Annotated in this window: 6 protein-coding genes and 1 tRNA gene; 2 read left to right on the forward strand and 5 right to left on the reverse strand. The window is 45.3% G+C overall.

Features of this window, described 5'->3' with window-relative positions; translation table 11 throughout:
* Nucleotides 1-1,046: 1,046 nt before the first annotated feature.
* The gene (locus ABGM91_RS12300) at nt 1,047-1,421 is read right to left on the reverse strand and encodes a hypothetical protein (protein WP_354832730.1); all 375 of its coding nucleotides are present in this window, start codon (nt 1,419-1,421) and stop codon (nt 1,047-1,049) included.
* Nucleotides 1,422-1,642: 221 nt separating this feature from the next.
* Here ABGM91_RS12300 and secA point away from each other — a divergent pair, with 221 nt between their 5' ends.
* Complete coding sequence (secA, locus tag ABGM91_RS12305; RefSeq protein ID WP_354832732.1) at nt 1,643-4,996, forward strand: preprotein translocase subunit SecA; 3,354 nt, start codon at nt 1,643-1,645, stop codon at nt 4,994-4,996.
* Between the two features lie 75 nt (nt 4,997-5,071).
* Entirely contained in the window at nt 5,072-6,172 is a 1,101-nt protein-coding gene (locus ABGM91_RS12310; protein ID WP_354832734.1) for a GNAT family N-acetyltransferase, read from the forward strand.
* A gap of 363 nt (nt 6,173-6,535) precedes the next feature.
* Here ABGM91_RS12310 and ABGM91_RS12315 read toward each other — a convergent pair whose 3' ends face one another.
* The 4 genes from ABGM91_RS12315 to ABGM91_RS12330 form a co-directional block, all read right to left on the reverse strand.
* Nucleotides 6,536-8,260, reverse strand: a complete 1,725-nt coding sequence (locus tag ABGM91_RS12315; protein WP_354832736.1) for a phosphotransferase — start codon at nt 8,258-8,260, stop codon at nt 6,536-6,538.
* A complete protein-coding gene (locus ABGM91_RS12320) occupies nt 8,241-13,412 on the reverse strand; it encodes a hypothetical protein (protein ID WP_354832738.1) in 5,172 nt (1,723 codons plus the stop codon). The genes ABGM91_RS12315 and ABGM91_RS12320 overlap by 20 nt, the downstream gene beginning before the upstream one ends.
* A 231-nt stretch (nt 13,413-13,643) precedes the next feature.
* Nucleotides 13,644-13,718: transfer RNA gene (locus ABGM91_RS12325), tRNA-Met, on the reverse strand.
* Between the two features lie 215 nt (nt 13,719-13,933).
* Entirely contained in the window at nt 13,934-14,425 is a 492-nt protein-coding gene (locus tag ABGM91_RS12330; RefSeq protein ID WP_354832740.1) for an NUDIX hydrolase, read from the reverse strand.
* Nucleotides 14,426-15,022 lie beyond the last annotated feature (597 nt).

Genomic DNA, 15,022 nt, shown 5'->3' on the forward strand with positions numbered 1-15,022 from the left:
TTCAGGCAGCATATCTTCCTCCGGACAGGAACGAAAATTTTCGGGGACGAAGGGAAGGAATGATGAAGGCACATTTTCAGGAATCTCCATGGGCGGCACCCGCACGGGCAGCATTTCCACGGGCAAGGCCATCCGTGACAGCTTTCCCAAATCCGGAACGGCAACAATTCCCCGGGATGAAGTGTGCGGTTGTCCGGTGGCATTTCCACGGCAATGAATGCGCCGTTCAGAACCGCGCTCCGAATCTCGAATAAGCAGGAGGAACCATTTTTCCGGCTGGTCACCGTAAACAGGCAGGACCGTGAAACAGCGGCCCCTGCATTACAATCCAGAGGAATGCAGCCATGGGTTACTGATTCAATGTCTGAAATCCACCGCCCATGAACAAATTGTTCCCGGTCCGGTTGAGCCAGGGAAACAGATACTCCACGGAGGCATCCAGCATCTCCGCCTTCTTGCTTTTCAAGGAAAGCCGCATCCATCTGAAAAACAGCTCTTCACCATCACAAAAATTGCGCAGAAGCCAATAACACCCCAGAACGGCAACGGCCCTCCTCAGAGGGCGGTGTCTTCCCCATTATCACCGTCATCCAGCCATGAGCCTTGATCTCGCCCGGTACGCGGCAAACCACGTAAAGGCGCAGGGTCCGCTGGGAATCTATCCTGTCCAGCACTCCGGCCAGAATATCCTTTTGCCGCGCCTCCAGAATGCATTCCGCCAGCGTGAGACGGCTTTCCCCTCCCTTAAATCAAAGACCGGACTACGGGCCGCATTAAAAATGAAAGGGGTTTCCAACGATACCATGCCCATGGTGGCAAACAGGAAGCGTCAGGTTCAATCACCAGGCGCGTGGCGAGAATCCTTTCAAACATCTTCTACTGGCATGCGGTATGCTGAAAATCCAATGGCGCAAAGCGGCCAGCAACGCGCATGTCATCCACAGGAAAGGCTTCACTCCCCATTCCTGTCACAGGAAAACAGGGAGAAACAGAAGCTTCTGTTAACAATCAGACAACAACCCGGCCTTAAAGGGAAATGGCCCTCGCTACTCCCTCTTTTTCTCCCACCCTCCCAATTTCATGCCGCACAGGCTGACGTCTACGGAATCCGTTCCTTCAGGCCATGGCACAACAAGCCTGTACCCGTCCGCATAGGGTATTTTTCTGGAAGCTCCGGGAGTGGAATGCGTGTACAGGGCGATGCTTATTTCATCCCCCTGCACGGAAACTTCCGCATACAAATCCCCCTGGTAACGGGAATCCAGCTCAAAATGCATGAAAAGGTTGCCGTCCTCATCAATTCCTTCCGACAGCAAGTCCACTTCCTGCTGTTTTACGGCGCCGTTTTCCTGGCATCCGGCCATGATGCAGATGGTCGGTAGAAAAAGAACCAGGCCGACGGAATGGTATGCTCCATGCATTGTCATTCTCTCCTTTCCCCTATACATTCCTCCAGGATGAATGAAGGTTCAAGGAAAAACGGAAGAAAGAAAGAACGATGCCGCCCAAACCCAATCTATTACGTCATCATGAAACCAAATGGCGGCCCGTGCTTGCATTTCTACAGGCAGCCGCTAGTATTTTTCGATTCTTAGATCGCTGAAAGCGCCTCTATCTCTCGTCAATTTTCAACAAGACAAAGATGATTAAGTGGATTCTAACCAAGATTGTCGGTACCAAAAACCAGCGTGAAGTGCGCCGCCTGCGCCCTATTGTAGAACAGATCGTCTCCATTGAAGAATCATGGAACGGCAAGGGGCAGGACTTCCTGCTTGAAAAAACCCGTGAATGGCAGGGCTACCTGCACCGCTTCCTTCCCATGGAGCTTCCCCCCGTGCGCATTGTGGAAGCCGCGCCGCAGGAAGAACTGGAAGCCATCGCTGCCAAACTGAACACCCGGTTTGAATCCCTGAAAGACGAATTCGCCGCCCTTCCCACTGTGGAAGCCACTCCCGCCTCCATTGAAGAGGGGAAAGCCGCCTGGAACAACATCACGCCCCAGTTTGACAAGCTGCGCGAACGCTACCTGAACCAGATTCTGCCGGAAGCCTTTGCCGCCGTTAAACACGGCGCGCGCCTGTTCTGCGGGGAAGAACGCGACATCTGCGGACAAAAGCAGGTGTGGGACATGGTCCACTTTGACGTGCAGCTGCTGGGCGGCATCGCCCTGCACCGCGGCTACATCGCGGAAATGGCCACGGGTGAAGGCAAGACGCTCGTCGCCACCCTGCCCGTGTACCTGAACGCCCTGACGGGCATGGGCGTGCACGTGGTAACCGTGAACGACTACCTGGCGCGCCGCGACTCCGAATGGATGGGCATGCTCTTCCAGTTCCTGGGGCTGACCGTGGGCTGCATCCAGAGCATGATGCCCTCCCAGCTGCGCCGTGAGCAATACGCCTGCGACATCACGTACGGCACGAACGCCGAATTCGGCTTCGACTACCTGCGCGACAACGGCATGGCCACCTCCAAAACGGAACAGGTGCAGCGCGGCCATTACTTCTCCATTGTGGACGAAGTGGACTCCATCCTCATTGACGAAGCCCGTACGCCCCTCATTATTTCCGGCCCGGCGGTCGTCACCCGGGAACAGCAGTACGACACCCTGCGCCCTGCCATTGAACGCGTGGTGAAGGCCCAGACGGACCTCTGCAACGAGCTGATGGCCCAGGCGCTGGAAGCCCAGGAAAAAGGCCGTACGGAAGAAGTGGGCCGCTGCCTGTTCAAAGTGAAGATGGGGCAGCCCCGCCACCGCGCCTTCCTGCGCGCCATGCAGGATCCCGAGCTGCGCCGCATCGTGGAAAAATATGAACTGACCCTTTACCAGGATACGCGCAAGAAGGAACTCTACAAGCTGAAGGAGGAAATGTTCTTCACCGTGGATGAAAAAACCCACGATGCCGACCTGATGGAAAAAGGCCGTGAAGTCATCTCCCCCGGCCACCCGGAAGACTTCGTGCTGCCGGACCTGGGTACCGCCTTTGCGGAAATGGATGAAGACCCCCGCATGACGGAAAAGGACAAGCTGCGCCGCAAGAATGAACTGACCAAGCAACTTGACGAGACGGGCGCCCGCCTGCACACCACCTCCCAGCTCCTGAAGGCCTACTGCATTTACGAAAAAGATGTGGAATACGTCGTCAAGGACGACAAGGTCATCATCATTGACCAGAACACGGGCCGTGAAATGCCGGGACGCCGCTGGAGCGACGGCCTGCACCAGGCCGTGGAAGCCAAGGAAGGCGTGGAAGTGGAACGTGAAAACCAGACCTACGCCACCATCACCATCCAGAACTACTTCCGCCTGTACAAGAAACTGGCGGGCATGACCGGTACGGCTGAAACGGAAGCCGCAGAATTCCATGACATTTACAAGCTGGACGTTCTGCCCATCCCGACCAACCGCCCCTGCATCCGCAAGGACCAGAACGACCTTATCTTCAAATCCCGCCGTGAAAAATTCAATGCGGTGATCAACAAAATCCAGGAGCTCCACGGCAAGGGCCAGCCCATCCTGATCGGCACGGCCAGCGTGGACGCCTCTGAAACGCTCTCCCGCATGCTCAAGAGGGCCAAAATCCCCCATGAAGTGCTGAACGCCAAGAACCACCAGCGCGAAGCGGAAATCGTATCCCTGGCCGGCAAGCGCGGAGCCGTTACCGTCTCCACCAACATGGCGGGCCGCGGTACGGACATCAAGCTGGGCGAAGGCGTAGCCGACCTCGGCGGCCTCTTCGTGCTGGGCACGGAACGCCACGAATCCCGCCGCATTGACCGCCAGCTCCGCGGCCGCTGCTCCCGCCAGGGGGACCCCGGCGCCTCCCAGTTCTTCATCTCCTTTGAAGATGACCTAATGCGCAACTTCGGCGCGGCGGAACGTATGACCAAGATGATGGAACGTCTGGGCGTGGCCGACGGCGAAGCCCTGGAACACAGTTTCCTGAACAAATCCGTGGAATCCGCCCAGAAACGCGTGGAACAGCGCAACTACATGTGGCGCAAGCACGTGCTGGATTACGACGACGTGATGAACAAGCAGCGCGAAATCGTTTACGGCTACCGCAATGAAGTGCTCTCCACGGAAAACCCGCGCGAAATGATTTACGACATTCTGGAAGAAGTGATCGCCACCCGCGCCCACGAATTCCTGGATCCGGACTCGGAAGGCCTCACCCATCCGGACGAACTGCTCTCCTGGATGAACTCCTCCTTCCCGCTGGGACTGACGGCGGATGCCGCCAAGCTGGAAGAACGCCAGATGGATGACACCATCGCCTTCCTCATTGACAAGGTCAAGGCCACTTATGAAGACAAGGCCTCCCGCGAACGTCCGGAATACCTGGACCACATGGAACGCCAGATCATCCTGGGGGCCATTGACAAAATGTGGCAGGAGCACCTGTACAACATGGACTCCCTGCGGGAAGGCGTACGCCTCCGCGCCCAGGGCCAAAAAGACCCGCTGGTGGAATACAAGTCTGAAGCCTACGACCTGTTCGTGACCCTGATGGAAAGCATCAAGGGAGAAGCTATCGGCAACCTCTTCAAGAGCACCACCAACCTGGACGCCTTTGAAGACTTCCTGGCCAGCCTGCCCCAGTTTGACTCTTCCGATGAAAACCAGGAAGAGGGCGCCAACCTGCCGGAAATCGGCTTTGACGGCATGCCTACCGACCTGCTTTCCGCCCTGCGGGAACAAGTTTCCCGTGCACGGGAACACCAGTCCGCACAACAGCCGGAACCGGAACAGGCCCCGGCCGTCATCTCTGACGCCACAACTATCGGTGAAGGTTACCAGCCCGCCACGGCGGAACCCAAACTGGTCATGCCCAAGCGCAAAGTCAGCGTCGTTCTCCGCAAGGAAGAAACCTCCGAGGCTCCGGCGGAAACGCCTGCCGCGGGTGATGACGAGGAAATTGCCGTCACCCTTGACTCGCAGGACTTCGCGGAAACCATGGACAACCGGGATTCCTCCGAGACCCGCACGTTCTAAAAACACCACGTATCACTTCCGGACGGAGGAAACGGGAAAACCCGGTTCCTCCGTCTTCAAGCTTCCGGTCCGCCCTTGACCACACGCCCGCCCAACAAATCCACCAACGTCCGTTCCGTGCTGGAATACGTCCCGTACTTCCGGGATAAAATCTTTGCCGTACATGTGGAACGCCCCCTGGTAGATTCAGGGGAACTGGTGGACGCGCTGCTGGACCTGGACGTTCTTCAGGAAATAGGCGTCAGGCCCGTGCTGATTGTGGAGGGAACGGACGCCTCCGCACTGTACGAACACACGCGCGTCTGTGAAATGCGTTCCGCCCTAGTGGAAGCGCCATTGAAAGGCGGCCAGCTTGTCCGGGAAAGAGTACGGGAAATCCTGGGGCGCCATCAAATCCCCGTGGTGGCCTCCGGCCATTCCGGCTCCTTTGATCCGGAATCCGTGCATATGGCATTCAGCCTGGGAGCCTCCAAATACATTGCCCTGCTCAACGACCACAAGGTTCCCTCCCGTGACGGCCACCCGATTGCCGCCATTCTGGAATCGGAAGTGGCGGGAATAAAAGGGGAAGTAACCCACCGGAAACTGCTGGACCAGGCGGCGGAAGCCTGCCGCGCCGGAATCCCCCGCGTGCACCTGCTGGATGGAAAAATACGCGGCGTGCTGGTGGAGGAACTCTTCTCTGAAGAAGGCGTGGGCACCATGGTCCACACGGACTCCTACCGGGAAATACGCCCCTTGAAAGAAGAGGACATTCCGGAACTCCTCTCCATGATTGCCCGCTCCGTGGTGGACTCCAAGCTGGTGAACAGGAACTATGAGGACATCGCCGCCAGAATGGATGACTACTACGTGCTGACCCTGGATGACAGCATCGTGGGCTGTGTGGCAGTTTATCCCTACCCGAAGCACCGCAGCGCGGAACTGGGCTGCCTGTACATCAAGCACCGCCATGAGGGCCGCGGCTATGGCCGGACGCTATGCGAATTTGCCAGAAGAAAAGCGGAGGAAATGGGCATGGAATTCATCTTCGCCCTCTCCCAGAGCGCCGTCCACTACTTCCGGGACCGCATGCACTACGCGGAATTCTCCCGCGACTGCCTCCCCCCGGAACGCCTGCGCGCCCTGGAACTCAGCGGTCGCAAATCCGGGGTCTTTGGACTCAGGCTGAAATAAGCTTTTTGAGGACCAAAGCCCGAAAAATACAGAATCAGCTCCTTCTTTTTCATTTCCCCGGTCCATCAGCAGTTAGGATTGCAAAAAATTATTTTAAACTATCAGCTGTAACTATTTGATGTTAATAGCATTAATATTATATAATATTAAAAAATATTCATAGAACAATAAATTTAATTTTTGAAAAAATTATACTTCCCAAGAATCTTCGTAAATCAAAAATGTACTGATATAAGATTTATTGCAATAGAGATGACTCCATTACCAACTGAAACTTGTTATTCAACAAAATACATCCTAGCATAGGAAATAATGAAGAAATTCAATTTGTCAAGTACCATTTGAAAAAACAATTGAAAAGCACTAACCTTCCGTTTTTTGAATAATACTTTCAACCGATATTTTCACTTTCTCAAAACATTGATATGAAGCCAATAACGCCGTCACTCTTCTATTTGGCGGTGAAGCCTGGCGATAAAATTCACGCAAAAACCATTTCATTAATGATAACTGAAATTCAAATTCACAATTATATTCATTGTAGAAATAAGCATATATTTCTTTTCTGTGCAATACAATCCAATTTATTGCTTCAATAACATGCTTATTCTTATTCTTTCTTTCGTCATTCCAATCAATACAATCCAGACAGATAGGGTTGCCTTCAATAATAATCTTAGAGATTTCTGCAAGTGAATCAATTTCCTGGATATCATAATAGTGTTTCGTCCCAGCATCTATCCCACGCATAAAAAGGTAGACAATAAGACGAGTTAAATCAGTCGCCCAATGATCAAATCCCAATGATCCTGTATCAATAATGACAGGAGCTAAATCAGTCGTTCCCTGTACCAGGATATTTTTAGCATGAAAATCTCCGTGGCAAAGAGTCAATGGTAATTCTGGCCATTTTACCTCATCAAACGGAACTATCGGCCAAGTCTTATTTTTAAGAAAATGCATTAGTTGCGTATACGCACTATCATACCCATCAATTGATGAAATAAGGGGGCTCAATTCATCATAAGAATCCCTGATTTGCAAAAGCCGATCGTCAAAATCCTCAAAAATCCTTTTCCAATTGTGTTTTTCTTCAGGACAAATTTTACTTTCATAATGTTGTTTTAATGTACGTTCCCTGAGAAATAACTCATTAAGAATACCCTCAAGAAGAGATAAATTGTAATTATTTTTTGTTGTAAAGTCATACAAAGTTATTGCATGATCAACTTTCGCCATGACAAATCCGCACACATTTTCGTCGCTTGAGGAGTACCATTCATTATGAATATTATTAGTTAGGCTACGAGGAAATTTATCGTTATATTGTTTCGCTCGGTCATGTTCCTGCTTGAGCGTATGAGTAGGCGGCCTGCCTGGGTTCACTGCCAATTTCAGAATTGTACTAGAAATTCCATTTGAAGATCCTTGCGGCAGTAACTCCAGAATAATAGCTCCACTTAGACCACCTTTTCCGAATTCCTTAATCTCCGGAGGGTTATTACCCCCTAGCTTCAACTGGTCAATTATTTCAATCAATCGACTTTTCTTGATATTGGAAATATTTTTATTAATAGAATATGTTTCATGATTAATTACATAATTAGGAGGAATCATTCCTGAAGCCAACAACTTATCTATAATAATCTTTTTCAATCTTTCCTGACCTTCCCTGGGCATCATTGTTTTGTGAATTCTAGCTTCAACAAATGGATAGTTCTGCCTTATCTTATCAAAATCGAAAGAGTTCACTTCTCTTTCTATTTGCGCACTATAAAAAACAGTCTGAATAGCCCGCTCCCTTCTGGTACTGTTAAGATTCAAAATTTTCATACCGGCAGGTATATTATCGTCACTCCTTTTTGCCTGATTTTCATCATCAGGTCCCCAATAATCAAGTATCAGGAGATCAATATGATTTCCTTTATCTTTGATCATTTGTTCCATATCAGAAAAGAACACAGCTTGAAAATCAATACTGTTAGGATATTTCTTGAGTATATCTTCGATAAGATCTCGAAAATAATCATGTTCACAATCTTTATCATCGCAAAATACGATATGGAATTTATTTTGTTTTTGGTTCATATGCTTTAAATATCATTGTTATTTTAAAATAAGGATCTATTTCGGACGGTTGATGCCATTCCAAAGATGCATCAAAAAATTTAAACCTTTTTTTAAATTGAGTTAAACCTCCATCATGATTTTTTTCTTCTTCATATATGGAATCATATTTAAAAATAATTCTAATATTATCAGTTTCTTCATTAGAAATTTGTGTAAATATATTGATTTCCTCCAATGATTTATTAGAGATTTTCCGTTTTATCATGTTGGATTTTACATGGTAAAGACAATTAATCAAATAACTTAAGGGAAAGAAAAATTCCATATTGTTTCCATTATCAATATCATGACGATTGATAAATTGCTTCCGAGGAAAAACAATTTCAAGTGCATCGTAAAAATTTGTAACCATATCATCAATCCATCGTTTAACAACGGAATCTTCCTCCTCCCCATATTGTCCGGCAAAATTGATGAAAAAACTATTTATTTTCTTCCCATAATCCAAAAAGGATTTATCGTCACTGAGATTAATGTTGGCATTTTTCTCAGCGTCTTTAATGATTTTATTAATCTGTTCAATAGCCTTCTCCGCTTCATTCCATTCAGCCAACTCAAGCAGAGTCAAATCTTCAGGTATATAAATTAATTTATTCCTTCTAGCAAATAAGCGAATTTCATGAAGAATTTTCAAAAGTGGATACCAAGTCTTCAAACTTGGTCTCGCCATAAAATTTCGAGAATACTCACAGGGCTGAGGATGCGGTCTTTGTTTATAATTTTCAAAAGATGTTTTTAAATGCCTTATATCATCAAAAATTGACGTACTCGGATAAAGAATACGCCAAAGAGCTTTTTCAATTTGGAGACGTATCATAGCTCCTGCCGTTTGCTGGTCCGATGAAAAGTTATTAGATCCAATACTTTTTATCTCCTCATCCGGCAATTGTTTTTTCAAAATTTCGAAATAGAGGAGACTTGTATTATATTTATTTCGACATAGAGAGATAATATGATAATAAATATTTTGTACGATATTGTTACTAAAAACAGTTGTCTGTGTACCTATGTCTTCCTCTTCCTCCATAGCTGGCCGGGAAGCAGAAACCAGCATGGTCCTGACATTCTCGCAAAACAATTTTTTATTAGACGATCTTAAAACAGAGACTGCCGCATATTTATAACGTGTTGCTTGATTAAGAGGTCTCCCGGATATGGTAATTTCATGTTCCTTATTTTCGCAAAAGTATTTTTTCAATGTAGTTATCGGACAACCAGCAACAGCCTTGGCAATCCTTCCCAGCAATATTCGAAATTTTCTAAATGTCAGAGGATCGCGTTGGAACCAGTAAACCTCATGAGCGAGAAAAAAGAGAAGTGCAAACAACTCTGAATTTGGATTTTTTAATTGTATATCAAGTTCTTCATGTATCCGGTAAATATGCTTAAATAGACGGATTCTGGCATGCGTATTCTTAGCCGCATACTCAAGCATACATTTTAATTCAAACATTTTCCAAATAAATTCTGATGACATTGCAAATCCTTCTTCATTCTTTGTGTAATAAAAATCCGAAGGACTTCTTTGCGCAATTTCTTGAACGGACAACAACCGCAATCTCTGCTGACGTTCCTCAGAAAATTGAATAAGATAAGGAACGTCAATCATATATTTTTCAAGTGCTTTTTGATGTTCACACAGAGGGCACAATTCCGATGTAAAATATGTAAGAGGAAAATTAAAAAGATACCGGATCGTAATCTTCATCGTCAAAACTAAAGGAGTTGATGGTTTAAACTCTTCAAACTCCTCAAAAGGCAGATAACCAGTATAGCCATCTACATCAGACTTATCCTCTACTTTAGAATTGGAGAGAGAAACTTTGTCATTAGCGCAGTACGCAAGCCTATTTATATGTGGAAAAAATCGAATGAGACTCGAATTTGATTGTTCGAACAAAATACATGCAAGCATATTGGCTGCTCCTCTATTCATGGCTTCTGTAGCAAAAGAAGTAATTGAAGTTCCACTAAGTATTCCAAAATCGATATAGACAATATTCTTTTTATTCCAGTTTTGTGCTATTGTTTCTTTATTTTTATCTAAAATATGAATTTGAGATTCGCTACAAAGAGTACAAAGGTATCTGTAAAAAGAACTTTCTTTCCAATCAAAGGAAAATAAATTGTTCGGCAGGTATAAAGAAAAATCATCGCTGTTGATATCATGGAAATATCTCCAATCTTCTATTTCTTTTTTCAAATTCTTCCAACTAGGATTATTTGGCTCGAATTTCAACAATTTCTGCTTATCCAAATAAAAAGTGAAATGTCTGCTATTGAAAATGCCAACATGGCTATAATGAAGAGCAGAAGATTTATTGATCCAGTCACGGAGTATGACCCAATCCTTTGGCTGTTCAATAGGAGCATTTTCACTTTCATACTGCGGTGACTTCACAGTTAATTTCCCATATTGCTTATCAGTTCCGTCATCATTAAAATATTCATCTAATTTCTTTTTTTCCTGGACAATTTTCGACATCATTCCATCCGGTATACTCACTGTTTCCAGCAAATTTTTATCTTGAGCTGATTTTTCTTTCTCCCAAATTGCAAGAATGGTCGTATCATTATTCCAAGTGGATAATTGATCAGGATGTTCTTTAATCCTTCTATTGTAGAGGCAGAGCAAACACTTGGGCACCGCTGAATCCCTTCGCACAACTTTAACAAGACGTCGTGCGGTCTCCGAACTTGATATTATTGTCGTCAACAATATAACATTAGATTTTTTTGGGAACAGTTTGACGCGATGTGGTACGCTTGGATCAATATCCCTCTGCAAATTTCTGATATTTGTCTGAGGAATTCCTGTTAACCGAGCAAATTCTTCTGCTAAAAGCTGATGCTGGCTATGATCAATTAAGAGATACGCACTCCTATAATCAAAATTTTCCTCTTTATTTGAATTCTTGGAATCGTTAAAAAATTGTTCTATTCTCAATGAAAGCAGCCATGCATATTTCAAAGAATTAACCTTGCGGTTGTTACTGAAGAAATCTTCAACTTCAAACCAATGATTAATAATTTCGAGGGAAGGGGAACAAAACAAACCTTTATTATGTGTGTAATGTTCTTTAAGCCCATTCTGAAAAATTTTAGAAACATTATGGAAATGATAAAGGAGATCAGTAGCACCATCAGCATGTAATGCCTTCATGATTCTGATCTTCTCGATATCATCGCACACAATTTCGGAGGAAAAAAACAATTTCTTATTTTCTTCATATTCCTCAGGTATTTTATCCAACTCGTTGGTTTTACTATTCAGAAAACTTATGCTCTCTTTATGCCCACCAAACCAGAATACCTTACGGTTTTCTCCAATAACCATAACGGGTGCATAATAATGCTCATTATGCATTAACTTATCCGACCTTGCCTCTACATTCTTCATTCTTTGGGAAAGTTTGTCCGTAAGAGAACTTAATTCAGCCTCAAGTATGCTATTGGATACTAGATGTCCAGAAAGTACTAAAATAATTGATGCAGGATGTCCATACAAACTGAAATACTCAAATTTTTGATGGATGAATTTCTTAATCTTTCTATAAGGATCTCCTGTACAGTTTTCCTTAAGTCTACATAAATCAATAAATATAACAATACAAGCGTCTTCTATATTTTGATCTCGATTAATACCATATAGATTATTATGAAGCTCTTTAATTTTATTAGAAAAATCAGTTTCACGAAAAACAGGTTCTCCTGATTTGTCTAATTCAATTAAGTAGTCACAGAATTCCCATTTTGTATTTACTGTCTCATTGTCCATGACAAAACGGAATTTAGTAGCCTTAGAAAAGGGACACATCTTAATCTGGACAAATGTTCCTTCAAACCCATATTGACGCTGTTGTGTAAATTCCCAAACATTTTCCTGTCTTGAGGTCCCAAAATCACGGTAAACAGAGTCATAAACATAACCTGTTCTGCTAGCTGTTGTAATGTGAAAAATTCCTTCGTATCTTCTTATAATACGCCTTATACGATATAATCCTTTGGTCCCAGATCGTATTTCACACAACTGGTGCCCTTCTTCATCCAATTTTGTTTTCTCTGCAGCCCATCTTGAATAAACCCATTTCATTTGGTCCTCCAGAGAGGGCACTCTTTCCCTGTTTTCCCGCAAATATTCACAATCCCTAAGGTATTTTTCTTTAAGATTATTATTCAGGATACCAACTCCAATGTCTCCAAAATAAATTTCAACCTGCGATTTTGTTTGAGCTGAATTGTTTTGATGTTCAGATAGCCAATTGAGATAAGGTGTTTCAATATTACTGTTTACTCTCTTTGACAAAGCCAATTTACTAGAAATAAATGATTTTTCTGATCTCAATATGGATTTAGTGGCGATGAGGCCAATAGCTAATACAGCATGGGAGGTACGAGAATGTTCACGAACATTTTTTATTAATTCCGGTAACACAACATTTTTAATGGCTTCTGCATCCAACGGATCAAGACCTTTTTCGGAATGTCCAAGAATTTTTTCTACATCCTCAAACATACTTTGATTACAATGTGCCTCTACAGTTGCATCATTTTTACACGTAATCCATGTCAACGGACAAATACATCTATAATTAGAGCTATTTTTATATGATTGATACGTTAGAGGTCGTTTCGTGAATGATTCATCTATCGCTTTTTCAAGTTCCTTTCCATCCTGCGTCGTTGCGAATTCAAAAGATTCAGTGAACAAGACAGATTTATCAGGAAATGTTCTAGCTATATCCAGTAATACTTTGTCAAATCGAAACGTTTTTAAAAAGAGATTAGCATTTTTCCTTTTTTGTACATTTTCCCTTATTGCAGATATTTCTGGTTTCCGGGTCAGCACATTCAACTCTTTTCTGGTGAAATTTACAGTAGGAAATGCGACCAAAATTGGAAAATTTGTTTTTTCCAGACATCTTGCAATAATTAAAGTAAGTTTTGTGATAGCCTGCAACTGAGCAAACCTTACTTGGGAAAGATTAAAAAAGCATTGAACATTGGGGTTTTTATCAACATCCTTTAAATAATTTTCAGATAATACCTGATCCAGAACGTCAATTGTAAGACGAGTCTTATTGAAAAAATTTAGCACTTCATTTTTCATAATTTAAAAAATTACTCTACTGGAAGAATATTAGCATAATAGAATAAAAAAATTAATATTTATTAAAATAATAAAAAAATAATCAAAGTCAATTAAAATCGATCAGTTGAGATAAAATTGCTAATTTTCGGCTGAATAAAAATTTCATTATTTTGACTGTTACTCCTAAAAAAATAAAACAAAAACCCCTCAAAACTAAGTAATTTTGAGGGGTTTCCATTACTGATAAAATGGTAGCAGGGAGGTGATTTGAACACCCGACCAAAGGCTTATGAGTCCTCTGCTCTACCACTGAGCTACCCTGCCGTTAAGTGGTTGGTGCCGGAAAGCGGGGAAATATTTAGCCCGGATCGGAAAGAATGTCCAGATTTTTTTATGGGGAGGGAGCATTTTATGACGGCACCCCACTTTTCCATCCAGAATAATCATTGATGATGAACCGTTCTTTTCCTCCAACCGTTTCACATAGCCTGCGGCCCAAGCTATTCCTTGCGTCCGGACGTTTACGGCGCAGGGCGTCCTTATTCCTCCAGTCCCACGCCATTTACAGAGTGAGACAGGAAGTAGAGGCCCATGAAGATTTTCGGGTCCACCACTTTTCCCTGCCCTATCTGGTCCATCAGCCAGCCATGCACCAGCGGAAGAGGGATGCGGTGCACGATGATGTTTTCATGAGCCACCCCGCCGCCTTCCGATATTTGGTGCAGGCCGTCCGCCAGGTAGAAGGATACCATCTCCGTGGTCAATCCGGGAGAGGAGGGCCCCGTAAACAGGTACGTCCAGGCATCCGCCCGGTATCCGGTTTCTTCTTCCAGTTCCCGCCGGGCGGATTGCAGGGCGCTTTCCTCCCCTTCATCTCCGGAGATGCCCGCAGGCAGCCCGATGGTCCACGCGTGGAGGGGAACGCGGTATTCCTCCACCAGCAGGAGTTCGCCTTCTTTCGTCACGGCCACGATCATGACGGCGCCGTTGGCATTGACCCGGCGCACATATTCCCATCTTCCCTCTTTCAAGAGCTCCAAAAATTTGCCTTGGCAGAGGGAACGGCATGTTTCCCCGGATTGTTCCATTTGTTTCATGATGCAGCCACGTTAGGTTTCCCGGCGCCCGTTGTCAACCATGCGGACCGCCTCCCTCCCGCCCCTTCCCGGACTGTTCTGGTCCGGTCCCTGTAAGTGGTTGATTTCCGGCGGCGTAATCGTGTCCTTTTCGTCACCCGGGCCAGTAACAAAATTATAATTCATTGATAGCGAGTAGAATATCGTGTCATGCAAGGAATATACTCAGGAGTACTAAATTATCGGATGACGCAAGCCTAAAATATTTTTAGGTGTGGAACCCCCGTGGAACGTAGAGCCGCGGAATGATGACTCACGCTGCTTCAAAAAGATATTTTTTCCTCAGACGCAAACCAGTACTTTGGCGCTTCCGTCGACCGGGGTGTCGAGCTGAAAGCGGATGAGTTCGCCTTCTCCATCCCGATGGACGCCATGAGCTGTCACGGCTGCGGATGAACCAGTCCCGGTTCCATCCGCAGGCGGCCTCGTAGCGAGACGGAAACGGCCTTACGGCCATTATATTAACCAGTAACATTTTTTATTTCCATAACA

The sequence above is a fragment of the Akkermansia muciniphila genome, from assembly GCF_040616545.1.
Taxonomy (GTDB): domain Bacteria; phylum Verrucomicrobiota; class Verrucomicrobiia; order Verrucomicrobiales; family Akkermansiaceae; genus Akkermansia; species Akkermansia muciniphila_E.